Genomic DNA, 26,765 nt, shown 5'->3' with positions numbered 1-26,765 from the left:
TAGTGTACTTCCCTCAAGAGGAATAGTCGTTGAAGTTTCTCCTATTCGGAGCTTACCTGCTGATTGCCCATTTTAAAGTACTTAGGGTTTAACCTTATACCATCTAACCAATTTTTTCTACTTTCGTGACTTTCACACTTAGGTTTATTTCATCCTTATGTTTTAGTTTGGTTAGCTTTAGGGGTTTCCAGCAATTCAAGTAGTATTGGATAGGTTTTATCCTATCTCTACATATAGGTTTCCCTATATGCTGACTATTTTAGCTACTAACTCATGACTAAAGTCACGATTGTGCGTAGCTATTTTTTAATCAAATACAATACTCTTATACATGTATATAATCAATTTTGGGTTTATAAGTGAGTAATCAAAATTGTTCATCATATGAACAAATTTCTTATCCATGTGAAGTACTGTAAATAGACCTTTTATCTTATCTTCTCCACTTAAACCATTCAAAAACATACTTCCTTCTAACAATTCTTCCACTTTCTCTAAAATCATAATTTGTTGATTCAAGGCTAGTGTTGATATAGAATAATCTTTATTATTTAAAACAGAGTTTTTATCTATTACACCTTTTGAATCCAATAAAAAGGATAAACTAAAAGCTTCTCTTGTAAAAGCTTTTGAAAATCTATCTACATCTCCATTAAATTCAATAAATGTTGAACTTTCCGAATCTCTTAATAAATCTAAAAACTTAATATATTCATTCTTATCATTATATATTCCATTAATCTTAGAAAGAAAATTTGGAGCTTCTACAATAGCATCATTAAACTTAAATCCTGGTCTTAATTTAAGTGGTTGATTCCAGTATATTGATATTTCATCAACAGTTGAACTTAGAAGTAGATTTTTTATTTTTCTATCTTGGAGTTGCCAAGGTTTTATAAATCCCGCATCATTTAACAATTCTTCACTTATACGTTTTGATGCTTCTGCTCCAACAGTAAAAGCTTTTTTTACAGAACTTTTATCTATTTTTTCCCCTAAAAGAACTCTTTCTTCAAAAGAAACTTTTGCTTCTATTATGTTGGCTTCTTCAAACTCTATATTGTATCTTTCTAATTTTAAAATATCTATATTACTCTTTGAGTTTGGATTAAGATATAAAACATCAAAACCTGCCAAGTACAATATTAAAAGTAAATAAACCTCATGTTTTTTTATATCTCCATAAAATATTACTTTTGGAGTTTCATTTTTATTTATATCTAAAGCACCGATATAAATTTTTATCCATGCCATTATTTTCACTATAAAATTTTGTTTAACTCTATCATTAGTAAATTCTTTTTCTTCCTCTTTTAACACTCTGTCTATTGATTGCTTTATTTTATAATCAATCTCTTCAAATCCTAAAATATTTATATCTACATCTTCCATGCTACTTCTATATTTCTTAAGTCCATTTTTAAAATAATTTATAATATCAAAATCACTAGGATTTGCTATAGAATCAGTGAATAAAGCAATATCTTTTTTGCTATCGATATTTTGTTTTGTCTTAAATATCTCGAGATTGTACAAAATTTCATCTTCTAAACCAATATATGAAATAAAATAACTTAGATATCCCTTTGAAGGAGTGTAATTTCCTCTATCTGATTGGCTGGAGAATATTTTTTCAAATACCTTTGAGTCACCCATAACTATCCTCCCAATTTAAATGTTTATTCAGAACTGACTCAAAATACATATTTTGAGTCAGTCTGTTCTCTTCTAAAAAATTTATTTTAAACAGTTTTTTTTGGTTTTACCAGTCTTATTATACATTTTACAATTTCATTAACTACAATTACACTAGCTGCTACACATAGAACTTTTGCCCATGTCATAACATCCATAGCTACAGAGTTAAAGAAATCTTGGAATAACTGAGTAAATATTACTTGTGCAATTCCTGTCAATACTATTATTTGTAGTGCTAATTTGTTATGTGTAAAATTAGGGAAAATACTATCTGCATTAAATTCTCTACAGTTAAATGCATTAAACAATGCACTAAAAGCAAATAACGCAAACATTACTGTTCCCTTATGAGCTTCATCAACTCCTAAGAAGTTAAATGTAGATTGTAACATTAGTATTGCTGTTATATAAAATGCATTTAATACTATTGTATACACCATTGACTTAGAAATTATATTGGCTTTTCTATCAACAGGTTTTCTATTTAACACATGGTCCCTAACTGGCTCTAAACCTAATGCTAGTGCTGGTGGTCCATCCATGATTATGTTTACCCATAATAATTGTATTGTAGTAAATGGCATCTCTTGTCCCATAACTTGAGATATTATAGCCACTAAAAATGCAATTACATTTACAGTTAACTGGAATTGAACGAATCTTTGGAAGTTATCATAAATTCCTCTACCCCATTTAATACCTTTTACAATAGTACTAAAACTATCATCAGTTAAAATTATGTCTGCTGCGTTTTTAGATACCTCTGTACCAGATATACCCATAGCTATCCCGACATCTGCTTTTGAAAGTGCTGGAGCATCGTTTATACCATCACCTGTTACTGCAACAACATCTCCGCTCTTTTGTAGTGCTGAAACAATTCTCATCTTACTATCTGGCTTACTTCTTGCAACAATTGAAATACTTTGTATCTCTTGCTTTAACTCTTCATCATCTAAAGTATCTATATATGAAGCTTCAACCACTCTCATATTATTTTTTAATAAGCCTAATTCTTCACCTATAGCTCTTGCTGTATTTATATTATCTCCTGTAAGCATTTTTACAGAAACACCAGCTTTATTTGCTGTATTTACAGACTCTATAACGTCTTTTCTAAGTGGATCTCTTATACCAACAAAACCACTAAATACTAAATTATTTTCCATTGCACTTACATTCATAACATCACTTTCAGCAGTTACTGCTGCTTCTTCTTCAGCTTGTGAGATTTCTTTATATGCAAACCCTAAAGTTCTCATTGATTTTATTTGTAATTTCTTTATTTCTTCTAAAATCTCATGTTTTATGTTTTCAGTTAATGGAACTACATCTTTTCCTCTTTGGATATGTGAACATAACTCAAGTAAGACTTCTGGTGCTCCTTTTGATAATAGTACATGATGATTATCTTGACCTATAACAGAAGTCATTCTCTTTGAATCAGAAGTAAAAGGATTTTGAGCTACTATATTAGAATTCTTTCTAGCTTGTCTATAGTCTACGTTTTTGTAGTATAAAAGCAATGCACATTCAGTAGCACTTCCTAAATACTTAACATCACCATCATTATGCTCTATATCAGCTGTAGAATTTATCATACAGTTTTCTTCAAAATAACTATTTATTTCTTCTTCTGGACTTTCAATATATCTTCCATCAATATATGCAACTTCTACAGTCATTCTATTTTCAGTTAATGTACCAGTTTTATCTGAACATATTACAGAAACAGAACCTATAGTTTCACAAGCTTCTTTTTTAGTAACCAATGCATTTATTTTAGCCATTTTTTGCATTGTTATTGCAAGTGTCATATTTATCATAGTTGGAAGACCTTCTGGAACTGCTGCAACTATCAACGCAACGCATACTGTAAATGCTGTTTTAACAGGGTCTATTGATTCTAAAAATGGTAATAGTCCAGACATATCTACATTTAATACATTCTTACTTACCATTTGAAAAACCATAAATATAAATAACAATCCTGCTACTGCACTAGATACTTTTGCTATCAAACCACCTAAATTTCCAAGTTTTATCTGTAGTGGAGTCTGCTCATCTGTTTCTGATAAGTTTTGAGCAATCTTACCCATTTCACTACTATCTCCAATTGAAGTTACAACTAGAGCTCCTCTACCATAAGCTACAAGTGTACCACCAAACACCATATTTATCTGTTTTGCAGGTATTGGCTCCTGTACTACTACTGCTCCTTTAGATTCTATCTCTTCCATAGAAACTACTACATCACATTTTTTAGATACATCATCAGATTCTCCCGTTAACATATCTTCTCTAACCTTAAGGTTTATAGTTTCTATAAGTCTACCATCAGCAGGTACCATATCGCCAGTTTCAATATATACTATATCACCTGGTACCAATTCACTCTTAGAAATTTGATGTACTTCTCCATCTCTCAATACTTTGACTTCTATGTTTTCAGTCAACTTAGAAAGAGCCTCTGCTGCTTTCTTAGAACGACCTTCTGTAATCATACCTATTGCTATCCCTATTGCTATAGCACCTACAATCCCTATTGCATCATGAGTTTCCCCAATTACTGCACTTACTACTGCTGCAATAATCAAGATAACTATCATTGGTTCACTTAAACTTTCCTTTAAATCATCCCAAAAACTACCTTCTTCTTTTGGAGTAAATTCATTTAAACCATACTTTTCTCTTCTCACCTTGACTTCTGATTCTGATAAACCTTTTTCAGGATTAACAGATAAGTCTTTTGTCACTTCTTCTTTCTCTACATTATAGTATTTGATATCATTATTAAATTCCATATGCACACTCAATCCTGTCTAAATTTTGCATTACTTCTTTAAGACCCGCATCTTTTGTTCCTTCACCTATTGCTTTAAATTGCCAACTTCCATCTTTTCTATATATAGCTCCTACTATAAGAGTAGTTTTTTCAGAATAATTATCAGATAGATTATATTTTGCTATCTCTTTCTTATTGCTTTGGTCTTCAACTCTTATATAGGCATTTTCTATCATACCAAAGTGTTGTTTTCTATCCACACAATTATATATGTTTACTACAAATAATAATTTGTGAATATTTGATGGAACTTTATCCAAATTAACTAGGATTTGTTCATCATCACCTGCACCCTCACCAGTTAGATTGTCTCCTGTATGTAAAACTGACTTACAGGCACTTTTTAAATTTCCAAAATAAATTAAATCTTTTATTCCACTTAATTTACCTTCTTGATTAAGCATAAATACAGATGCATCACAATCTATATCAGCTTGTCCTCCACCAAATAACGATTTAAAAAATCCTCCTCCTGATTGTTGCACAGGGTCCCATCCTAAACCTACAAGTATGTTACTCAGTCCGGGGTTAGATTTTTTTAAATCTATTTTATCTCCTTTTGATAAATTAATCGACATACTAAACCTCCACCAAATTTTATATAATATAACCTATACATTATTTGTATAGGTTATTTATATTTAATATATTATATTACTTAAATTAAACATTTAAGCCATAATTTCTACAAAGCGCTTCTAAGCCACCTTCAAATCCTGCTCCAACTGCACTAAACTTCCATTCTCCATTGTATTTATATATCTCACATACCGTAATTGCAGTTTCTATACTAAATTCTTCGCCTAAGTCATATCTTAATATTTCTTCATCATTTTCAGAATTTAAAACTCTTACATATGAGTTGCTTACTTGTCCAAAATTTTGTCTTCTTTCAGCGGCTTCATATATTGTAACAGTTACAGCTATCTTTTGTATATGCTTTGGCATTACATCTAGATTCACTAATATTTCCTCATCATCTCCATCACCTTCACCAGTTCTATTATCACCTAAGTGTTCAACTGCTCCAGATGGATGTTTTAAGTTATTATAGAATATAAAATCTTCATCTTTTTCAACTCTTTGAGATTCTCCAACCATGAAAACACTTACATCTAAATCATAGTCATAGCCACTATCAAATGAATTTGTATCCCAGCCTAGTCCAAGTTTTATATTTTTAAGACCTGGATTTCCCTTAGTTAAATCGATTTTTTGTCCTTTTTTTAATACTATAGCCATGGAAAATATCCCCCTCTAGTTTATTATTATAGTTGAAATTATAAGTTTATTCCAAAGTTTCCACATAGTGCAGCAAGACCACCTTCAAAACCAGAACCTAGTGCATTAAACTTCCATTCTCCATTGTGCTTATATATTTCAGCTACTACTATAGCTGTTTCTATACTAAAATCTTCTCCTAATTCATACTTTATTAACTCTTCATTCGTATCTTTATCTACTATTCTTATATAAGAATTGCTTACTTGTCCAAAATTTTGTCTTCTCTCTGTTGCATCATGAATTGTAACAGTAAAAGAAATCTTGCTTATTTCTCCAGGAATCTTAGATAAATCAACAACTATTTGCTCATCATCTCCATCACCTTCACCAGTTCTGTTATCACCTAGATGTTCAACTGCTCCAGAAGTATGTTTTAAATTGTTGTAAAATACAAAGTCTCCATCATTAGTAACACTTCCACTTGCTCCTGTTAAAAATGCTGCTGTATCTAAATCAAAGTCAAATCCACCATCATACTTGTTAGTGTCCCATCCTAAACCTACTAAAATATTTTTAAGACCTGGATTTCCTTTAGTCAAATCAACCTTTTGGCCTTTTGATAATGTTATACCCATAATTTATCGCTCCCTTGTTAATTTTAGCTAAACAAATCTTGCTAATTATTTATCTTTTTCTTTAATCATATTATAACATTTTTTATTCATTTGTGAATAAAACTTACTTGATATTTTTAAAATATAATTAAAAAAATGTTTATATTTCTTACTTTTTACATAGATTTTACATACTTTATTAAATGTGTAAAAGCTATGTTTAATATGTAATTATATATCATTTATATAAACAAGTACATATTTTATTTTGAAACTACAAAATTATTGTACTATATTGTTTTAAGTTGTTTTATAATAGATTATATCATCTTATTATAGGAGAAAAAATACGATTTGTACTATTAAACCATTATGGACAAAACTTAAATTTAGCTGTAGAAAGTAGTCTTGTCAAAATATTTGCTAATAATTTTATTGAAATAATAAACTAAGCAAGCACAATCCGGTTTATACCTATTTCAAAGAGAGCGAAAGCATTCTATGCTTTCGCCCTCTGTCTAATATTTAAAACAAGATTAATACTCAATATTTTTATGCTCAATAAATAATTGGTGCCATAGACAAAATGTAAATATAGTCCATATTTTTCTTGAATTATCTCTATAACCTTTAAGATGCATATCTAAAAGTTTTATTGCATATTTTTTATCTATAAATTCATCTACATTTGAATTAGAAATAGTTTCCTTCACAATATCCCCTAGAGAATCTTTTAACCAAATTCTTATTGGTGTTGGAAACCCTAATTTTTTTCTTTGAATAATATGTTCTGGAACTATTTCTCTAAATGCCTCTCTGAGCAAAATTTTTGTATTATTCTTGCTTGTTTTTTGCTCCATTGTCAAATTTTTTGCTACATCAAATACATCTTTATATAAAAATGGAACTCTAAGTTCAACCTTCTCAGCTGTAGAAAGTTTACTAATTTTTTGAAGTATATCTCCTTGAAGCCATGTATTCACATCTATATGTTGCATTTTACTTATATAATCGTAATTATTTTTTTGTGCATCTCTATACAAATTAGACAGCAAATATTCATATATATTCTTTTCTCTATACTTAAAAAAGAATCTTTTTACTTCGCTGTTTTCAAAAACCTTTGCATTTCCTATATATCTTTTTTCTAATGGTGTTGTAGCTCTATAAAGATAGTTTCTTCCTTTGATGTTGGGCATAAGTTCTGAAACTCTTCCTAATATACTTCTAATATAAGTAGGTGAGTTTACAACTGATTTCATAGTATTATACTCTTTATATATATTATATCCTCCAAATAATTCATCTGCTCCTTCTCCAGACAATGCTACTTTAACATGTTTACCTGCCTCTTTAATTAAGAAATAAAGACCTACTTCTGAAGGGTCTGCTATGGGGTCATCCAAAGAATAAATTACATTCGGTAATGCTTTTATATATTCATCTTGTGTTATATTAATCTGGATATTCTCTATACCTAACTTATCAGCCGTTTTCTTTGCTACTTCCAATTCACTATATCCTTTAACATTAAAACCTGCAGAAAAAGATTTTATATTTGGATTAATTTGTGAAGCTACAGTGGTTATAATAGATGAATCTATTCCGCCAGACAAGAATGTTCCAATTGCTTTGTTTTCTTTCATATGATTTCTTATTGAATCTACTACTACATTTCTTACATCTTCCTCACCCACATCTCTATTGCCTAAGTGATTTTTAGTATAAAAAAATTTTGTACTACTTCTAAATTCAAGTTTGTTATATCTCTTTAAAGATAGTATTCCATTTTCTACTCTAAAATAGTTACCTGCTGGTATCAGCCTTATTCCTTGTATCATAGTATCTTCAGGAAGTACATACTGAAATGAAAAATAACTTTGTAAGCTTCTTTCATTTATATTTAAATTTTTTATATATTCAAGTATAAACTTATACTCCGAGGAAAATATTATTGCTTTTTCCTTATTTATATAATAAAGTGGTTTTATTCCAAATAAGTCTCTTGCTCCAAATATACTTTCATTTTTTCTATCATAGATTATAAAGTTAAACATTCCCTTTATCTTATGTACACAATTCTTACCAAATTCCATATAAGATGCCAATAAGATTTCACTATCATTGCCTGTAGTAAAATTGTGTCCTTTTTTAATCAATTCTTCTTTTATTTCATGACAATTATATATATTTCCATTAAAAACAATAACTTTTCCATCCTTTTCAAATGGTTTATTTCCATAAATAACATCAATTACATTAAATCTCTCAAAATCAAAAGTTTTTTCCTCATCTTTAGACTCTATTCTACTAGAAAGTCTTGCATTGTTTATATTATTTCCCAATTCTTTTATTTTAAATTTAGTATCTTCTTTTTTAGATATATCTCCTTTATAATAAATTGAAATATTGCCATCCATATCATCAAAATTCCTTCCTGTCTTTTAGTCTTATTCTATATTTCATAGTTTTGTCTTTGACTTTAAAACTTATTCAATTAAAAATGAAATTGCTATTAAATTCTTATAAATTATCTGCTAATATTTCATATTTTTTTTATTTCTAGAAATACTATATTAGGAGGTGATTTTTATGAAGAAAAAAATATTAATACCAGTTATTATGTCTTTATTTATAATTTCACAGTGCATAACTTCATTTGCTTTTACACCTGAAAACAATAAATTTAAGGTTAAACCATTACCTTATGCATATGATGCACTTGAACCTTATATAGATAAAGAAACCATGAAATTGCATCATGATAAGCACTATCAAGCTTATGTTGATAAATTAAATACTGCTCTTGAAAAATATCCTGAGCTTTATAACTATTCTTTATGTGAATTATTGCAAAATTTAGATTCTTTACCTAAAGATATTGCTACAACAGTAAGAAATAATGCAGGTGGAGCTTATAATCATAAATTCTTTTTTGATATAATGACACCTGAAAAAACTATACCTTCTGAGTCTTTAAAAGAAGCTATTGATAGAGACTTTGGTTCTTTTGAAAAATTTAAAGAAGAGTTCCAAAAGGCTGCTTTAGACGTCTTTGGTTCTGGTTGGGCTTGGCTTGTAGCTACTAAAGATGGTAAATTATCTATTGTGACTACTCCAAACCAAGACAGCCCTGTAAGTAAAAACCTAACTCCTATAATAGGTCTTGATGTTTGGGAACATGCTTACTATTTAAAATATCAAAATAGAAGAAATGAATACATTGCTAACTGGTTTAATGTAGTCAATTGGAATGGTGCTTTAGAAAATTATAAAAATTTAAAATGTCAAGATTAATTAAATATTAAAATCCTTTTGAAAAAAACTTATGTTTGCTATATAATATAATAAAAGATAGTCTAAATTTACCAGTATTATGTTTATAGTGACGATTCAGGAGGATTTTTATATGATAAAAGAAACACATGAAAGGGGAGGATATATATTTGCACTTTTGATACTCCCCTTTATAAACAATATATATCTAGTTAAATACGATATTGCATATAAAATAGTATTAATTATAATTTATATTTATTTTGCATATTTAGGTTCTTTGTTTCCAGATATAGATATGAGAGGTTCTTATATAAGTAAAAAATTTATATTAATCTACAAGTTATTTGGAAGTAGGTTTAGACATAGAGGATTTACTCATAGTCTAATTGCCTTATTAATTATTTACGGTTTTTTTAAATCTCTGACAATCTTCACTAACAACAATATAGTTTTCTCATGTTTGTCTAGTGGATTTATAATAGGATATTTCTCTCACATTTGCCTTGACCTTATTACTAAAGAAGGTATTGAACTGTTTTTCCCCATTACTATAAACATTTCTCTACTCCCTATAAAAACTAGCTCAAAAACAGAAAAATTCATATCTAAACTCTTAAATTTCATTGTTATTTTTTTGATTGGGTATCAATTTTATATTTTATTATAATCATATTTATAACTAATAATTGACATTATTTTAGAGTAAGTATAAATAAATCTTTCATATTTTACTTTTTGTGATAAATACATACTAGTTTCATTACTGTAACAAGGAATATATCTAGAGCAATATTTAATTATATTTATAAAAAGAGCAGTCAATCTATTTCAATCAACTGCTCTTTCCATTTAAAATTTAACCTTTTAATTCTCTAAATTGTCTTCCTATATCTTAAGTTACAATATTATAAATTTCACGTAAATCTGAACAATATTCTTATACTTTCTATGGTTCATTTGTATAAGTAGATTAAATTTGCGATTTAGACATTAATTAATTAATTAATTTAAGGCAATCTTTATTTTTTATCAAACTAAATTTTTCTATCATCTTTATCATTATGGTGTTTTTTATGATGAAATTCATAATTATGATTTTCAAGGTTTCTATTGACTCTATTTCCAATTTTCCATGATAAAAACACCAATAATATAAATGATGCTATCTTTAAAGGGCTTGTTATAAAGCCTTCTATATCACTTGCCACATAGCTTATCACTATAAACATTACAAATTTTCCTGCCAACATTGCTGGCACAAAATCTTTTACATCTTTTTTACCAAAAGCTGATGCTATAGTAACTAAACAACCAGGCATAAATGGACAGGCATATGCTATAAACAATAACTTAAATCCCTGTTTATCCATCCAACTTATTGCTTTTTCAGTTTTGCTATTTCTCAACTTGTTAAAAAGCCTACTATCATTAAATCTGCTTATTAATAAAAATAATGAGGTTGTCCCAAGTCCTGAACCAATCCATGATAACAAACATCCAAGCAATAAGCCTTGTATTGCAGCATTTGCTGTAACTATAGCAACAAGCGGTAGGGCTGGTATAAAGCTTTCTATAAATGCACTTAACAAACCAATTATTGTGGCTAATGCCCAATAATTTTGAGTCAAATCAAGTAATTCTTGTATATACTGCATATTGCTTTTCCCCTTTTTTAACTTTAACTATTATTATATACTCTATATTTTTATTATATACGAATCTCAAAAAATGAATCTAATATTAAAAAGTAAATAATCTATATAAATTTACAGTTAAGGTATAATTATTTTATTATATATTATAACAAAAAAGTCTTAAAATATGAATTGTCATATTTTAAGACTTTTTGTTCTAGTATATTTAAATTATAGTATATCTGCCTTCATAATATCCTCAAAATCACCTTTTTCAGATATTAATCTCATCAATTTCACAGTACAACTTAAATCATTTATAAGTATAGCTCCTACTAACGAACCTTCTCTTATAAATAATTTTTTATATATTCTTTTACCTTCATCTTTTGATGAAATTTCTTTATCAAAATTTTGTATATTACCAATACTAAATACTTTTACATTCATTGCATCTAATGAAACTGGATACACATCACTTTCAAATGTCAAATTATCTCCACTTGCATTTGCCCCTGCTATTTTTCCCATTTCTACTGAAGATGGCCATATTGCTAAACTAGTATTTTCTACTTGTGCAACATCTCCACAAGCATATATATCTCTAACATTTGTCTGTAATGTCTTATCTACAACAATACCTCTATCAATTTTTACAGATGTGTCTTGAACCATTTGAGTATTTGCTCTTACACCAATTGAAAATACTACCATATCACAATCGACACTATCTCCATCTTTAAATATAACTTTTTGAGCTTTTCCATCACCTTCAATACCATCGACTGCTACACCCAATCTTACATCTATACCTGTATCTCTTACACATTGTTCTAATATTTTACTACCTTCTTTATCAAGTTGTTTTGATAATATGCTATCCATTGCTTCAACTACTACTACTTCTAATCCTTTTAATCTAAATTCCCATGCAGCTTCAAGCCCCAATAAACCTCCACCAATTACTACAACTTTCTTAGATTTTTCTAGCGCTTCTTTTACACTATATAAATCTTTTATATTTCTAAGAGTAAACACATTTTCTAAATCATGACCTTTAATTGGTGGTATAAAGTTTCTACTTCCTGTAGCTATTACAAGCTTATCAAATTTAATAGCTCCATCATTTACTATAATAGTTTTATTTACTTCATCTAACTTATCTACATTTGTTCCTAATATTACTACTATATTATTTTTGTCATACCAAGCTTTATCTTCCATATAGAAATCCGAACCAAGTTCTTCATTTATACCATCAGAAAGTGCAGGTCTATAGTAAGTTAACTCATCTTCATTAGAAATCATAGTTATCTTACAAGTTTTATTTCTTTTTCTTATAGCATCTGCTGCATAAAAACCAGCTGCTCCATTTCCTACTATTACAAAGTATTCATCAGTATCTTTTCTAAAAGTAACTTCATCTTCTTCAACTTCTATAAATTGGTCTTCCTTAGCTCCACACACAGGGCATACACTTGGAGCGCTATCCCCTTCAAATACTTCGTTACAAATTACACATTTAAATTTCTTAGTTTTCTTTTTACTTCCAAAAGTAGAATTTAACTTATCTAGGAATTTACCTGTATAAGAGTGTAATTTATCAATCTCTTCACTTGATGGTTTAAAGTTAACGGCAAAAGGTTTTACTGCTGTCATTCTAAGCTGATTTATCCTCTCCATAGCGTTTTCTATACCTTCTCCACTCCATCCATATGAACCAAAGACTGAAGCAACTTTTCCACCATGAAGAACTGGATTTAAGGATACTAATATGTCCCATATAGGCTTTAATGCATCTCCTAATATTGTTGGTGTTCCAAATAATACACCTTGTGATACTGCTATTTTTGCTAAAATATCTTCTTGTTTATGCTCTATTACATCAAATGAATTTACTTTATAATTGCTATTTTTTTCAATATACGATTTTATAGCTTCTGCCATAATCTTTGTATAGCCATGTGCAGAAACATAACAAATTGTAACTTCTTTTTCTAACTTTATTTGTTCATTTACACTCCAGTTGTAATAAAGGTCTATAATTTTTCTAGGATTTTCAGTTAATACTGGACCATGACCTGGACATATAGTGTCTATATCTAAATCTTTTATCTTTTCTATAGCAGTTACCATAGATGGCTTAAATGGTCCCATTATACAATCATAATAGTATCTCAAAGCATCTAAATAATCCTTTTCTTCATCTTCATCAAGTGTATTTACTATCTTGTCATTGCTATAATGACTACCAAATGAATCACACGTTACAAGAGTTTTGTCCTCTTTTATATATGTGTATATAGTATCTGGCCAATGAAGCATAGGTACAGAGAAGAATTCTAAAGTTTTATCTCCAATTGATAATGTATCTCCATCTGTAACTGCAACATATTCAAATTCTTTGTTTACGATTTCCTTAAGATATTTAATTGCAGTTTCTGAAGCCACTACTTTTGCATTTTTAGCTAAACCCAAAAGCTTTTCAACACTTCCTGCATGGTCTGGTTCAGTATGACTTACAACAATATAGTCTATTTTTTCAAAATCTATATTTAAATCATTTAATCTTTCAATATAATTGTCAAAATGCTTATCTTTAACTGTCTCAAATAAAACTGTTTTTTCTGTCCCTTTTAATACATATGAATTATAAGTAGTTCCATAAGGTGTATACATAATTATGTCAAATACTCTTAAATCAGGGTCAAGCGAACCTACCCAATATAAATTTTCTTTTATTTTTAGTGATTTCAATGACATACCGTACTCCTCCTAAAATAGTTATTTAATCTTTTTATACCCTGCTTGTTATATTTTAAACAAAATTTATTCAAAAAATAAATCTTTTAAAAGTAATTTAAAACTTCTAATCTTCTTTTTCTACTTCCAATATAGTTCCTTTTTTAGAGTCTACCTTTATGTCATATTCATTTTTATCTTTATCTATTCTTATTTTATAAAAAGTAACATCTAAATCTTTATCTAAGCTCCATTCTTTAACTATTCCATTTTGTTCTTTTAATGCAATTTCCATAGCTTGTTGAGGTGTTATTATGTCACTTAAATCTAATTTTTCTTTTCTTGCAACTCCATTTAAATCTTCTGAATCCAATTTTTCTGTCTTATCTTGCAGTACATCTTTTGTATTAGCATCTATTTTCATCTTATATTCATTATTACCATCTACACCTTCAACAGTGTAAACAAATTTGTTTAAATCTCTTTCAAGACTTAAATCTACTATATCAGCATCCTTGTACTTATCTTTAAATATGTTTATTGCATCTGTGTACGGTACTTTAAAATCTTGTTCCATTAAATTTTCATTATTTTTTTCATCTTTTAAAGCACTATTTGAAGCATTTGTATCTTTTTTTGTATTATTCTGTGCTTGTCCCGAATCTGTAGTTGGACTCCCACTACATGCAGTTAATAAACCTGCTATAAGTATACTTACCACTAATAAATACATTTTTTTACACATAAAAATCCTCCTTAAATAATTAATTTATTCTATATTATGTCCTCTAAACCCTTTATTTACCCTTTTATATTAAAAATTCCTCCTATTTTAGTAATTTTAAAACTTTAAAGTTTATATTTATTATTTATATTTATTAAAATCAAAGTTACATAAAAAATAGTACTATCTCAAAATAGAGATAATTTTCTTTTTCATTGTTAAAATAATAAAAATATATTTGATTTCATACAAAAAGAGTGCCTCATAAACTAAAAAGTTCATTTTGAGACACCTCCATTTTTTTATATTTTTACTTATAAAATAATAATACTTATTAATTTTTTAAAAATTTTATAAATATATCTATATGATATTCTTGAATTTAAACACCATATTAAACAATTAAATTTTGTTTAATTCTTTTAACGTTAAATCCATTTTAGGATATGGAATCGTAATTCCTTCTTCATCAAACCTAACTTTAACCTCTTCTAGTAAATCAAGATAAATTGTCCAATAATCTTCTGTCTTACACCAAACTCTAACTGCAAATTTAATAGCATTATCTCCATGTTCTACTACTCCTATAAATGGTTCCGGTTCATTTATTATTAATTTATGATTATTAACAATATCTTTAAGTACTCTTCTAACATTAAGTATATCATCTTCATATCCTACACTAAATATTAAATCAACTCGTCTAGTATTTTTTGCTGAATAGTTTATTAGACTATCATTTGATACAGAACCATTAGGTATAAGTATCTGCTTATTATCTGGAGTAACCATTTGTGTATAAAAAAGTCCTATCTGTTCAACTGTTCCTCCATGACCTACTGCTTCTATGTAATCTCCTACTTTAAAAGGTCTAATCAAAAGTATGATAAATCCTCCAGCAAAATTTGATAAACTACCTTGTAATGCCAAACCTATTGCTACCCCTGCTGATGCTATCACAGCAGCAAAACTAGATAAACTCATTCCCCAATATTCCAGAACAACGATTATAACAACAACTTTAAGCACACTTAAAAGAAGAGACTTCAAAAACCTCCTTAAAGTTAAATCAATATCTCTTTTATCAAGTAATAACATAACATGGTTTACAAATTTTTTTATTATTTTAAATCCAATAGAAAGTATAAGTATACCTATTATAAGTTTTACTCCGCTTGTAGTTGCCCATTCTAACAGGCTTTCCATTATACCTCCCATATCAATCTTATTAATATCTAGATTATTTAAATCTAACTTGCTTATATCATCTATTTTCGTCGTATCCATAAAAAACTCCTTACCTTATATTTTAGAACCAATATTATAGTTTAAAGTTCTTATTTTCTATTTAATATAATACAATACCATTTATATATAGTAAACAAGATTTATATTCCAATTATACATCTAAAATAAATATAAACCCTTTGTTATATGCAAAAATATAATACTAAATTAAACTAATTAATAAAGCACTATAGAGTCTTGAAATCGTCATTTTTTACCCCTATATGAGATGATACTATAGTTATAATACTTAGTACTATAAATACTACAAAACCTCTTTTATATCCATCAACTATATTGTATGAATTTACTTGCAAAGAGATGGCTATAATCAAATTAATAATGCCACTTCCTATAAATTCAAAAGTATTAATAACACTAGTTGCCAGTCCAGAATAAATTTCTTTATTTTTATACTTAGCATCGTTAAAAACCTGTAGATGTGACATAACTATACATCCCATAATAAAGAATGATATTGGCAAAACTATAATTGGTGGTTTTACTTGGTATACAACTACAATTACAATCCATATAAACAAATCTATTATTGCTCCATATTTTATTATATTAAACTTACTAGACCTTATTTTAGTAAATACAAAATCCATAATTATTGAACCAAATATAAATCCATATGTAAAAAATGATACTATAAATGCAGAAAAACCCTTACTCACACCATAAACATCCATTACGTATCTTACTCCCCACAAGCTTATAAATGCACTTGTAAGACCTACAAAAGACAACATTATCATTGAATTATACCATGTTGATTTATTCTTTATAACAGACCAAATTCCCTCAATAATATTAATCTTTTCTGACTCTTTATAAGGCTCAGTATCTACATTAAATCCATACTCTCTTGGTGTATCTCTAACAATAATATACATAAAACATCCAATTACAACACCAATTATACCTATTAATAAAAATGAATTCCTCCAACCAACAAGTTCAGACAAAAACACAAGTGGAAAAGTAGCAAGAACTCCTCCTAAATTCCCTACAAATGAGAATTTAGCTGTTGCAGAAGCAAATTCTGATTTATTAAACCATCTCCCTTGAATTTTTAAAATACAAAGTAATATTACTGATGTTCCTGCCCCTACAATTACACGAGAAATATATGCTAATTCTATATTTTGAATCAAGCCAAATAAAATTGAACCTAAACTTGCCATTATTATTCCAAGACTACTAATTTTTCTTGCTCCATATTTATCAATCAAAATTCCTGCAGGTATTTGCATAAATGCATATGCATATAGGCAAAAGGATGCTATATTTGAAATTTGTATGGAATTAAAACCTAACTCATTTGCTAAATTATCTGAAACAACAGCAGTTGACATCCTTAAAAATAAGACTAAAACAAATGAAAATGTAATTATCCCCCAAACACTCCACTTAGCCTTTGTATAACTTTTCATATTTTCTCCCTCAAATCTACATATTTTTAAGTTTTCTTGATATAACTCATAAAAGCCATATTTTGACACTACTTATATTAAGTATATAGTTATTTATTATAAATTTTAACATACAATCTCATTATACAACATGTGTACATATTTAACTAGAAATAAAGATTTATTCATATTATATATATGAATTAACTATATAAATAATAAGAGCCATCTTTAAATATTACTCAAAAGGTGGCTCTCTATAAAAACATTTATTCTAAATTTAATTTTTTATCTAATATAAATTTTGTAGCGAAAAATAATATTACTACAACTGCAATACCTCCAAGAATTGTAATCATAAAATGAGGACTTTGATAAAGATGATAATACATATTTTCATTTGGCAAAATACTTCCAAGTGCATCTCCAACAATTGATATTACTATATTTATAGCTATAAAAGAAGCAAATGCCACTATATTTCTATGTTTATTAAATTTTGGTAATTGTCCCATTGAAAGTGATGTATATAGTAACAAAATAAATGACGAATATGAAATAAACATTACTACTACTAATAATAAAATATCTAAAAAGTTTTCAGAAATCCATTTAAAACTAGTATTAAGCAACTCTAGAATTTCAGGTAAGAGAACTCCATAAGTACTAGAAATCATAAATACTCCAAAAGTTAATACTGCAACTATAAAACTAAGTACAGCATATATAAGTGCTGTTATGCATTTAGACAATATAAGTGAACTAGTGCTAACAGGAAGAGTGAACATTAAATAACCTTCATCCCCTAAGAGATTTTTTCTAAACCTTTGAATTGTAACTACAACAGTTAAAACTCCTAATGCCATAAAAAGACTTGTCAATATCAGTATTAATATTCCCTGTATCTGAAATGTATTTGTATTCATAAATATTCCATTAAATACAGCTACTATCAATATAACTATATATAATGGTATGAATATTCTTCCACTTGCTTTTAACTCATATTTTAATAATTTACCTAACATTTGAATTCCTCCCTAAATAATGCATCTATAGATTTTCCTTTTTCTTCTCTTATTGATTCAACATCTCCTTGTAACACTATTTCTCCTTTTGATATGAATATTACCTCGTCACATATATTTTCTATTTCACTTATTAAATGAGTAGCAATCAGCAAAGTACTATCTTCAGAATAATTTTTTAATACAGTTTTAAGTATATATGACCTTGCAGCTGGATCAACACCTCCAATAGGTTCATCCAATATATATATACTTGCATTTCTTGACATAACTAAGATAAGTTGAACTTTTTCTTTAGTTCCTTTAGACATTGTCTTTAATCTCTCATTTACATCAATATCCAAGCTTTTAATCATTTCATTTGCTCTTCTAACATCAAAATCACTATAAAAATCATAGAAAAACTTAAGTAAATCTGATACTTTCATCCAATCATTTAAATAAGTTCTTTCTGGTAAATATGAAACTATTTTTTTAGTCTCCGCAGACGGTTTAATTCCATTTATCATAATTTCACCATTATCAGGATGTAGTAATCCATTCATTAGCTTAATCATTGTACTTTTACCACTTCCATTAGGTCCTAATAATCCAACTATTTTTCCTTTTGGTATATTTAAGTCAATATTCTTCAAAACATTCTTAGTTCCATAACTTTTGTTCACACCTTTAAATTCAACTATTCCATCTTGAGAAACATTATTTGTATTTTTATCCATTTTATAATTCCCCTTTCAGATTTTCTGTAATAAGTTTTATCATTTCATCTTTATCATATCCAAGTTTTTCTAGAGTCTCTTTTAATGTATTTATCTCCACATTAGCTATTTCCTCTTTCATAGCTTTTATTTTTTCCTTATCATCTGTTACAAATCTTCCTTTAGTTCTCTGACTATAAACTAAACCTTGTCTTTCAAGTTCTGTTAGAGCCTTTTGCATTGTATTTGGATTGACTTCAGCATCTTCTGCGAGCGCTCTCACTGTTTCTAATTTAGAGCCTATTTTAATTTCCCCTGAAATTATTTTTAACTTTAGATGTTCTACTAATTGTATATATATAGGTTTATTATTATCAAGTTCCCACTCCATGTTCATACCTCCTTATTATATTATTGTATTAATGCATTAATACAATAATATAATAATACAAACTATATGTCAATTGCTTTTTAATAAAATCATAAAAAATTTTACAAAAAAAAATGAACACTACATTAGAATTCATTTTTAATATAATTTACTAAATTTTTATAAGACAAATTACTTACTCTTTTGTTGAATTAGACACAACAAATATTCAAATTCTTCAATTGGCATTGGCTTTCCAAACAAATATCCTTGTGCCATATCACATTTTACTTCCTTTAAAAGTTCAAACTGTTCTTCTGTCTCAACTCCTTCTGATATCACTTTCATACCTAACTCTTTTGCCATTTCTACTACTTTAGTAACAATTATTTTACTTCTTTTACTATTATAAGTTTCCATAATAAATTTTTGGTCAAGCTTTAAAATATCCATAGGAATTTCTTTTAACATATTTAATGATGAGTATCCTGAACCAAAATCATCCATAGATATTAAAAACCCTATTTTTTTTAAATTATCCATTATATCAATTAAAATATCAAAGTTATCAAATATAATACTCTCTGTTAATTCAAGTTCTATATACTTTGCAGGTATGTTGTATTTATCAATTATATTCTTATATGTTTCTATGAAATTATTACAATATAAATGTATTCTTGAAACATTAACTGAAATGGTCACTGGATTTATGCCTGCATCAATCCATTTTCTAAGGTGCATACATACTTCTTCAAGCACATATAAATCTAAATTTATAACAAAACCGTTTTTTTCAAAAAATGGGATAAATTCATTTGGAGGTATTAATCCTTTATCAGGGCTTTTCCATCGAACAAGTGCTTCTGAACCTTGTATCTCTCCTGTATTAAGTTCTATCTTAGGTTGCAAATATACAATAAATTCTTTATTTTCTAGACTTGAAAACATTGTATTTTCCATTTCTTTTTCTTTTATCTCTTGGTCATGAATCTTATTATCATAAAATGCATATGAACTTTTATGCCCTCCTTTTGCCATTTTATGAGATATATTAGCCCTATCTATGATTGAATTAATATCTTTATCTTCTGGAAGTATAAAATATATTCCACAACTTAAAACTAGCTTATACTTTTCCTCTTGCTTATCATTAAACAAGTCTAGTTCTCGAAATATAATCTTTAACCTATTTGTTATATCTTCCTCTTTTGTATATTTCATAATTATAATAAAATTATCCGCAGATATTCTTGCAAACATTTCTTCTTCAAATATATTATTCTTAATAATCTTTGTTAAATTACGCAAAATTTCATTTCCAACTTCATATCCAAATAAATTATTTATATATTTAAATTTATCAATATCTATATATAGTAAGGCATACTTTACTTGAGTATTTTTACATAATATTTTGTTAGCATCAATTACAAATTTATCTATAGTATTTGCTCCTGTAAGGTTATCTGTATATGCTATACTTTGCAATTTAATTCTAAAATTTAATTTATCATATATTATATAGAATATAAGTATTATACATATTATAGTCATAATAAATATTATCTGTAATGCATATTTGCTAATAAGCTGATTATTATACACAATAGATTTAAAGTTATTTGCGGAGTTGTTTTTGTAGAATTTGTGTAAAGAATAGATTGGTGTTGTGTTTGCAATTTGTAAAATTATACAAATAAATAAAAAAAACATCAACTTTTTTTGTAAATTCCTCATAAAAATTTCCTCCCATTAAAACACCTCTATTTGATTATATTTTATTAGCAAACAAGTACATATCAAAAGTTTCCATTTCTTGTAAAATGGATAGTTTATATTTATTTTAATTTTGTAAAATTTCCTGCTACTATAATTATAGAATGTAGCATATTAGTTGTCTTAACTATTGATTTATATATTTCATATAGGTATAATAGAAAATAAATTGGATTATTTTGGCACATAATTATCTATTAAGAGGTGCTTATTTTTCTTTAAATTATCTGAAAAGTTTTATTTTTATATTATAATTTTACTATTTTCTTTTCAAAACTATCCATTTTACAAGAAATGACTACTTTTCCTTAAAACACAGTATTTACAATATATTCATACTTTGCTTTTTCACTTTTTTCTTGTTATAATGGTTTCGACAAACCAGTTATTAATTTTTATAAATAAATAACTTAAATAGTGCTAAAGTTAATTTTTTTAATATCTCGCATTCTACTTGATTATTTAAATATAAATTTCTAAAATAAAAACTGTTTATTGTTTCATTTATATGATGGAAATATTGTATAAATGAAACAATAAACAATTCATATAATTAAAATATATAAAATAGAACTAAAGTATTTTTATATACAAAATATATTTATATACTTTAGTGCTTATTAATATTTTAATACATATAGTAAATTTATACTTAGTTTCTTAAAGACTTTCTATCTAGAACTTTTGCCCCTAACATAACTAATATAAGACTTATTATTAAGAACTAAAACAAATTTAAGTACATTTAAGTTCGAAAAATCAACTTAAATAAATTTATACAAGTTGGTTATATTTCCAGTTGTATAATGATTTAATATAACTGCTACACCATTGTTTAAAAAATACAATAACATTGACACAAATATTGAACCATATTTATATACATTGTATGCAAATATAATACCTAATATTGATGTTGGAATTATTCTAATAAAATCCGTATACATAATCCCAAATAGTACACTACTACATATTATAGCCAGCTTAACAAATTTATTTTTATCCTTTGATTTACTAAATAAAGAAAATATAAATCTCCTAAAGAACATTTCTTCACATATAGCTGGTAATAAAGCTATTACGAGTAAATTCAGTAGAACACTATCTTTCATAAAAAGAGCCTTATTTAAACTTTCAGCAACTTCCATACTTTGAGGAAATAAGAATAAAATTAGTTGTGTTATAATTATAATAAGTATATATCCACCAATCCAAAGAACAATGCTCTCTAATAGATGCTTCAATTTAGTAACTTTCAAACTAAATACTTCTTTAAAATCAGCTTTAATATAATATGCAAACACTAATGGCAAAGAAATTATCATAAATTGTGTAATTATAATACCTGCCATACCAAATTTAATTTGCACTAAAGAACCAACATAAATCAATAGAACTAACCCTACTGCATATAAAATAACACCATCACTTACAGTTGGTATAGACCCTTTTTTTATGTTACATCTTTTTTCTATAAGAAAGAAAAACTCTTGCTATTGCCAAAAAGTATTTCCTCAGAATTGAACACCTTAGACAGTAACATGATTGTCAATATAATAAAAGCTACATTTGACACTAAAACCAAAACTATTAAATTTAAATTACTTTTGAAAGATAATACACTTTTTATAAGTAGAGACATGTCTACCATAGGTATTACAACTGTTACCCTATTTAATACTATATTTCAAGTCATCTTAAAAGTATTTACGGAATAGATATCTCTCATTCACTAATAGCTAAAATTAATGATAGAGTTATACCTTTAGCTCATGAAAATAGACCACTTGATATGATTTATCCAATTGTATTTATGGATGCTATACATTACAAAGTTAGAAATGAAGGTAGAATAATAAACAAAGCAACATATATAGCTATCGGCATTAACTTAGAAGGTATAAAGGAGGTTTTAGGAATATGGATTGGAAAAAATGAAAGTTCAAAGTATTGGCTAAAGGTACTGACAGATGTTAGAAACAGAGGAGTTAAGGATATATTAATAGCTTCTGTAGATGGACTAGTTGGATTTTCTGATGCAATTAAAGCAGTATTTCCCGATACTGAAATACAAAGATGTGTTGTGCATCAAATTAGAAATACTTTAAATTATGTATCATATAAAAATAGAAAAGAATTTGCAAAAGATTTAAAGAAAGTGTATGCTGCAATTACAGAAGAGGTAGCGTTAAGTGAGCTATCGCTCTTAGAGGAAAAATGGGGTAATCAATATGCGATAGCATTAAGAAGTTGGCGAAGCAATTGGAATAAGCTAGCAACATACTTTAAATATCCTCAAGAGATAAGAACATTGATATATACTACAAATTCAATGTAAAGTTACAATACAATAGATTATTAAGAAAAGTTACTAAATCGAAGTCTATTTTTCCTTCGGATGATTCTTTTCACAAATCATTATACTTAGCAATTATGGATATTTCTGAAAAATGGACTCAGAAAATTAGAAATTGGACTCAAATTTTAGCTCATTTAAGTATTTGTTTTCGCTGATGAAAATACTAATGTGAAAGGACAAGATATAACCAAATATAATGAAGAAATGGTATCTAAAAACTTAGAAGATTTAAGTATAGAACAATTAATAGATATTAGAGATAAAGCTATTGATAAAAATTTAGAAGGTCTTAAAGAATTGGGAGAAAATATAGTAAGAGAACGTAAAGATTCAATTTTGAATTTTGAATTCGGATTAGTTTCTTTTGTTAACAAAAACTATAATAACTTAACAGAAAAAGAGAAATTAATAAGACAAATTAATATTGTTGAGTATGAAAATTCTATAAATGATATAATGGATCCTTCAGGTTCATTCTTTGAATTAGCAAATCAAAGTTATGAAGTTAATGAATTCATATTAAAGAACGGAAAAAATTATAAGGAATGGTCATATGAATATGTAGAATTTCTAATTAATCATTAGAAGAATTATGCAAATTTGTTGATTTTGATGTAAAAGATGTAATAGATATTATTGATCCTACAATAAAAACAGATCTTTCAGAAGAACAAAAGAAATCTTTGAATGATAAATTAAAGAAAATGTCTTCAAGTGATACTTTAAGCGAAGAAATTAAAAAGGAGATAAAAAACTGGGAAAACAATTTGAATAGTTTAAATATAAATAAAAATAATTCTAATTAATTTTTTTAAAACCAATTCTTTCTAACTATAAGTAATAATTATTAGCTTGTAAAAAAGTTCTTACTTAATGCTTATTATAAGAGTATAAAATATACATAAATATAAACAAAAATGTGAATGTTTCAAAATTGATTATTCTCTAATCCAAACATAGGTCTTTAAAATAAAGTGTGCACCTTCCTTTTATATAGTGATATTTAATATTTTAATTATCACCATTTTTTAGAGGAATACACACTTTATTTTAAAGACCTCTTTTACATTTTAATAAGTAAATATCTATACATATTTATTTTAATTATCTACTTAATATTTTTATTATAATATATTAACATCTTAGATATAATAACTGCCAACCATTCAAGTTCAGGATTTATTCCTAAACTCACTAATATATAAAAGATAAGAATTCGCAGTACATAAGAGATAATAATTTGAATCACTTTAATCCAAAAAACATTTATAAATTTCATAACTTTACAAGGTATTTTATGATTGATTATTAATATTTTTTCCACTTTAAAGTTAGGGTAATAACTATATTTTGAAAATTTCAATTTGAAGTTGATACAATATTGTTTCCCCTTGTAATATTTTAAAACTTACTTAAATTTACTCTGAACCATGTCATTGATTCTAATATTTCTTTTTTTCATTAGTTCTTCCTCCAACAATTATAAGTCAGTATAAATTTGCAATATATTAATCAAAATAATCACAAAAATTTATACTGCTATATACATCAAAAAAGTATGAAAAAAACTTTTTTATTTTTTTAATGTATAATTTAATAAAAAATTAATAAAGGAGAGTTTTATGCTATTATTCAATACAACGTTTAACTGTATAGTATTTTTTATTGTTTTTTAAAAATAAAATTGTTTTTATATGTACATTAACTTTTTACATATTTTTAATTTCATTTATAAGTTTATTTATTTTAATAAATTCTAAATTTATGAAGTCACCAATATTAATATACTTTATCCCTACAGTTTCCTTGATTGTGTACTTGTATCTTGCTACCTTTATCAATAAAATAACGCTTACATTCTTTAGTAGAAAATTTTCTGCATTAAAAAATATTGAATATAATTTCAATATTTTAAGATACCATTTAATTGTAATTTTTCTAATAATCTTTATTTATTTGAATATTAATGGATTTTTTTATAAAGAAGATTTAGATGATATCGTTTTTTTAGTGAGAAATATTTTTTTTACTATAATTCCATTGGACATAATAGACATGAATTCTATATTTAATATAGATTCTATGTCAAATAGATGGGTTAATAAATTTGAGTCTACAAAATAATATACTTAAAAAAGTTATAGTTTATGAATATAAAGAAATGAGTCCTGCTTTAAGAATTCATTTCTTTATTCAAATTTTCTTACTTTTATTCCATCTTTTTCGTTACTTAGCCTTGTAAACTCCAATACATTCATAAATATATTCCCAATTACTCGTCTTTTTATACAATTGTTCTCTAGATTTACTTACTTTTATAAGCCAAAAATATTTATATTAAAGTATAGTAGGGCCTAATATATTAAAATATTTTTTCAAAAAAAGTAAATCTATCCCATATTATTCAAATAAAGAAAAAATAAGCTATTTTAAGTAAATAAAAAATAAATTGCATTCATTAATCAATTAAATAATGAGGGAGGTAATTATATATAAAAAAGAGATTAATTAAGAAAAAATTGATATAATAAAAAAGAGGTGTTGATATGAGAGAAAAATTAGAAGAAAAATCTAAGATTATTAAAACGTCAAAAGAGTATAAACGAACTATAGTTGAAGAAAAGGACAGAGAATGGACTAAAAAATTAAATGATATACTTAGTAGAGGTGATTTTTCTAATGAGAAGTTAGATAAAATCAAGGGTTTAATCCCAAAAGAAATATTGACTAGTGAAAATGTTGGTGAAGTTGTAACTGAAGATGGATATGCTAAGCCTGAGTATGATGAGGTATTTAAATCATTATTTACTCTAAATAATGATTACGATTTACTTGTAAATTTTATAAATGATATTCTCAAAGATGCTCCATATGCTAATAAGAATATCAAACCGTTTACTCAAATAAAAAGAATAATTAGAGTTGAAACTGACCCAACAATTAATTACATTGGTGAGAAAAGACCTAGACTTGATATTTTAGCTGAAGATGAAGAAAATAATCATATAAATATTGAGATGCAAAGAGCACTTGAAGATGATTATTTAGAAAGGGCTGAATATTACC

At 26.8% G+C, this 26,765-nt stretch carries 22 protein-coding genes; 6 read left to right on the top strand and 16 right to left on the bottom strand.

Translation table 11 applies throughout. The features are described from left to right. Positions 1-306: 306 nt before the first annotated feature. From IR152_RS18540 to asnB, 6 genes are all read right to left on the bottom strand, one after another. Complete coding sequence (locus IR152_RS18540) at positions 307-1,656, bottom strand: YceG family protein (protein WP_227453323.1); 1,350 nt, start codon at positions 1,654-1,656, stop codon at positions 307-309. An 86-nt stretch (positions 1,657-1,742) separates the two neighbouring features. Then, on the bottom strand, positions 1,743-4,502 hold the full coding sequence (locus IR152_RS18535; protein ID WP_227453322.1) for a calcium-translocating P-type ATPase, PMCA-type: 2,760 nt from the start codon (positions 4,500-4,502) through the stop codon (positions 1,743-1,745). Continuing rightward, complete coding sequence (locus IR152_RS18530; RefSeq protein WP_227453321.1) at positions 4,492-5,121, bottom strand: TerD family protein; 630 nt, start codon at positions 5,119-5,121, stop codon at positions 4,492-4,494. The genes IR152_RS18535 and IR152_RS18530 overlap by 11 nt, the downstream gene beginning before the upstream one ends. A gap of 85 nt (positions 5,122-5,206) precedes the next feature. Continuing rightward, positions 5,207-5,785, bottom strand: a complete 579-nt coding sequence (locus IR152_RS18525; RefSeq protein ID WP_227453320.1) for a TerD family protein — start codon at positions 5,783-5,785, stop codon at positions 5,207-5,209. Positions 5,786-5,823: 38 nt separating this feature from the next. Further along, the gene (locus tag IR152_RS18520; protein WP_003420269.1) at positions 5,824-6,402 is read right to left on the bottom strand and encodes a TerD family protein; all 579 of its coding nucleotides are present in this window, start codon (positions 6,400-6,402) and stop codon (positions 5,824-5,826) included. 515 nt (positions 6,403-6,917) lie between these two features. After that, positions 6,918-8,801 carry an asparagine synthase (glutamine-hydrolyzing) gene (gene asnB / locus IR152_RS18515; RefSeq protein ID WP_227453319.1) on the bottom strand — a complete coding sequence of 628 codons (1,884 nt, stop codon included), beginning with the start codon at positions 8,799-8,801 and terminating at the stop codon, positions 6,918-6,920. Between the two features lie 172 nt (positions 8,802-8,973). On the opposite strand from asnB, the gene IR152_RS18510 reads away from it, so the two are divergent. Both IR152_RS18510 and IR152_RS18505 read left to right on the top strand, forming a co-directional pair. After that, positions 8,974-9,678, top strand: coding sequence for a superoxide dismutase (locus IR152_RS18510; RefSeq protein WP_285894806.1), 705 nt, complete (start codon positions 8,974-8,976; stop codon positions 9,676-9,678). Between the two features lie 79 nt (positions 9,679-9,757). Beyond that, positions 9,758-10,327, top strand: coding sequence for a metal-dependent hydrolase (locus IR152_RS18505; protein ID WP_311315457.1), 570 nt, complete (start codon positions 9,758-9,760; stop codon positions 10,325-10,327). Positions 10,328-10,694: 367 nt separating this feature from the next. Here the strand turns inward: IR152_RS18505 and IR152_RS18500 are convergent, their stop codons facing one another. From IR152_RS18500 to IR152_RS20315, 10 genes are all read right to left on the bottom strand, one after another. Next, positions 10,695-11,315, bottom strand: a complete 621-nt coding sequence (locus IR152_RS18500) for a TVP38/TMEM64 family protein (RefSeq protein WP_227453317.1) — start codon at positions 11,313-11,315, stop codon at positions 10,695-10,697. A gap of 210 nt (positions 11,316-11,525) precedes the next feature. Continuing rightward, positions 11,526-14,057 carry an FAD-dependent oxidoreductase gene (locus IR152_RS18495; protein WP_227453316.1) on the bottom strand — a complete coding sequence of 844 codons (2,532 nt, stop codon included), beginning with the start codon at positions 14,055-14,057 and terminating at the stop codon, positions 11,526-11,528. Between the two features lie 106 nt (positions 14,058-14,163). Continuing rightward, positions 14,164-14,781, bottom strand: a complete 618-nt coding sequence (locus IR152_RS18490; RefSeq protein ID WP_227453315.1) for a PepSY domain-containing protein — start codon at positions 14,779-14,781, stop codon at positions 14,164-14,166. 381 nt (positions 14,782-15,162) lie between these two features. Beyond that, a complete protein-coding gene (locus IR152_RS18485; RefSeq protein ID WP_227453314.1) occupies positions 15,163-16,047 on the bottom strand; it encodes a mechanosensitive ion channel family protein in 885 nt (294 codons plus the stop codon). A 188-nt stretch (positions 16,048-16,235) separates the two neighbouring features. After that, positions 16,236-17,486 (bottom strand): MFS transporter, encoded by a 1,251-nt coding sequence (locus tag IR152_RS18480; RefSeq protein ID WP_227453313.1) that lies wholly within the window; start codon positions 17,484-17,486, stop codon positions 16,236-16,238. A gap of 248 nt (positions 17,487-17,734) precedes the next feature. After that, the gene (locus tag IR152_RS18475; protein ID WP_227453312.1) at positions 17,735-18,493 is read right to left on the bottom strand and encodes an ABC transporter permease; all 759 of its coding nucleotides are present in this window, start codon (positions 18,491-18,493) and stop codon (positions 17,735-17,737) included. Further along, positions 18,487-19,212 carry an ABC transporter ATP-binding protein gene (locus tag IR152_RS18470; protein ID WP_227453311.1) on the bottom strand — a complete coding sequence of 242 codons (726 nt, stop codon included), beginning with the start codon at positions 19,210-19,212 and terminating at the stop codon, positions 18,487-18,489. The genes IR152_RS18475 and IR152_RS18470 overlap by 7 nt, the downstream gene beginning before the upstream one ends. 1 nt (position 19,213) lies before the next feature. Beyond that, a complete protein-coding gene (locus IR152_RS18465; protein WP_227453310.1) occupies positions 19,214-19,582 on the bottom strand; it encodes a GntR family transcriptional regulator in 369 nt (122 codons plus the stop codon). Positions 19,583-19,753: 171 nt separating this feature from the next. Further along, a complete protein-coding gene (locus IR152_RS18460) occupies positions 19,754-21,301 on the bottom strand; it encodes a putative bifunctional diguanylate cyclase/phosphodiesterase (protein WP_227453309.1) in 1,548 nt (515 codons plus the stop codon). Positions 21,302-22,104: 803 nt separating this feature from the next. Then, the gene (locus IR152_RS20315; RefSeq protein WP_227453308.1) at positions 22,105-22,710 is read right to left on the bottom strand and encodes a CPBP family intramembrane glutamic endopeptidase; all 606 of its coding nucleotides are present in this window, start codon (positions 22,708-22,710) and stop codon (positions 22,105-22,107) included. A 314-nt stretch (positions 22,711-23,024) separates the two neighbouring features. Between IR152_RS20315 and IR152_RS18450 the strand changes: the two genes are divergently transcribed. The 4 genes from IR152_RS18450 to IR152_RS18440 all read left to right on the top strand — a co-directional run. Then, entirely contained in the window at positions 23,025-23,678 is a 654-nt protein-coding gene (locus IR152_RS18450) for an IS256 family transposase (RefSeq protein ID WP_227453324.1), read from the top strand. A 189-nt stretch (positions 23,679-23,867) separates the two neighbouring features. Further along, complete coding sequence (locus IR152_RS18445) at positions 23,868-24,284, top strand: hypothetical protein (RefSeq protein ID WP_227453307.1); 417 nt, start codon at positions 23,868-23,870, stop codon at positions 24,282-24,284. A gap of 98 nt (positions 24,285-24,382) precedes the next feature. Continuing rightward, positions 24,383-24,505 carry a hypothetical protein gene (locus IR152_RS20145; RefSeq protein ID WP_255625016.1) on the top strand — a complete coding sequence of 41 codons (123 nt, stop codon included), beginning with the start codon at positions 24,383-24,385 and terminating at the stop codon, positions 24,503-24,505. Between the two features lie 1,740 nt (positions 24,506-26,245). Then, a partial coding sequence (locus IR152_RS18440; protein WP_227453306.1) for an Rpn family recombination-promoting nuclease/putative transposase occupies positions 26,246-26,765 on the top strand: 520 nt, incomplete at its 3' end.

The organism is Clostridioides sp. ES-S-0108-01, assembly GCF_020662285.1.
In the GTDB taxonomy this organism is placed as follows: Bacteria; Bacillota; Clostridia; order Peptostreptococcales; family Peptostreptococcaceae; genus Clostridioides.
The sequence above is the reverse complement of the archived record's forward strand: the minus strand, read 5'-3'. Positions and strand labels throughout refer to the sequence as shown.

Coding starts and splice junctions, on each gene's coding strand:
- IR152_RS18540 (WP_227453323.1), bottom strand. CDS start 1,656: ATGGGTGACTCAAAGGTATTTGAAAAAATATTCTCCAGCCAATCAGAT.
- IR152_RS18535 (WP_227453322.1), bottom strand. CDS start 4,502: ATGGAATTTAATAATGATATCAAATACTATAATGTAGAGAAAGAAGAA.
- IR152_RS18530 (WP_227453321.1), bottom strand. CDS start 5,121: ATGTCGATTAATTTATCAAAAGGAGATAAAATAGATTTAAAAAAATCT.
- IR152_RS18525 (WP_227453320.1), bottom strand. CDS start 5,785: ATGGCTATAGTATTAAAAAAAGGACAAAAAATCGATTTAACTAAGGGA.
- IR152_RS18520 (WP_003420269.1), bottom strand. CDS start 6,402: ATGGGTATAACATTATCAAAAGGCCAAAAGGTTGATTTGACTAAAGGA.
- asnB (WP_227453319.1), bottom strand. CDS start 8,801: ATGGATGGCAATATTTCAATTTATTATAAAGGAGATATATCTAAAAAA.
- IR152_RS18510 (WP_285894806.1), top strand. CDS start 8,974: ATGAAGAAAAAAATATTAATACCAGTTATTATGTCTTTATTTATAATT.
- IR152_RS18505 (WP_311315457.1), top strand. CDS start 9,758: ATGTTTATAGTGACGATTCAGGAGGATTTTTATATGATAAAAGAAACA.
- IR152_RS18500 (WP_227453317.1), bottom strand. CDS start 11,315: ATGCAGTATATACAAGAATTACTTGATTTGACTCAAAATTATTGGGCA.
- IR152_RS18495 (WP_227453316.1), bottom strand. CDS start 14,057: ATGTCATTGAAATCACTAAAAATAAAAGAAAATTTATATTGGGTAGGT.
- IR152_RS18490 (WP_227453315.1), bottom strand. CDS start 14,781: ATGTGTAAAAAAATGTATTTATTAGTGGTAAGTATACTTATAGCAGGT.
- IR152_RS18485 (WP_227453314.1), bottom strand. CDS start 16,047: ATGGATACGACGAAAATAGATGATATAAGCAAGTTAGATTTAAATAAT.
- IR152_RS18480 (WP_227453313.1), bottom strand. CDS start 17,486: ATGAAAAGTTATACAAAGGCTAAGTGGAGTGTTTGGGGGATAATTACA.
- IR152_RS18475 (WP_227453312.1), bottom strand. CDS start 18,493: ATGTTAGGTAAATTATTAAAATATGAGTTAAAAGCAAGTGGAAGAATA.
- IR152_RS18470 (WP_227453311.1), bottom strand. CDS start 19,212: ATGGATAAAAATACAAATAATGTTTCTCAAGATGGAATAGTTGAATTT.
- IR152_RS18465 (WP_227453310.1), bottom strand. CDS start 19,582: ATGGAGTGGGAACTTGATAATAATAAACCTATATATATACAATTAGTA.
- IR152_RS18460 (WP_227453309.1), bottom strand. CDS start 21,301: ATGAGGAATTTACAAAAAAAGTTGATGTTTTTTTTATTTATTTGTATA.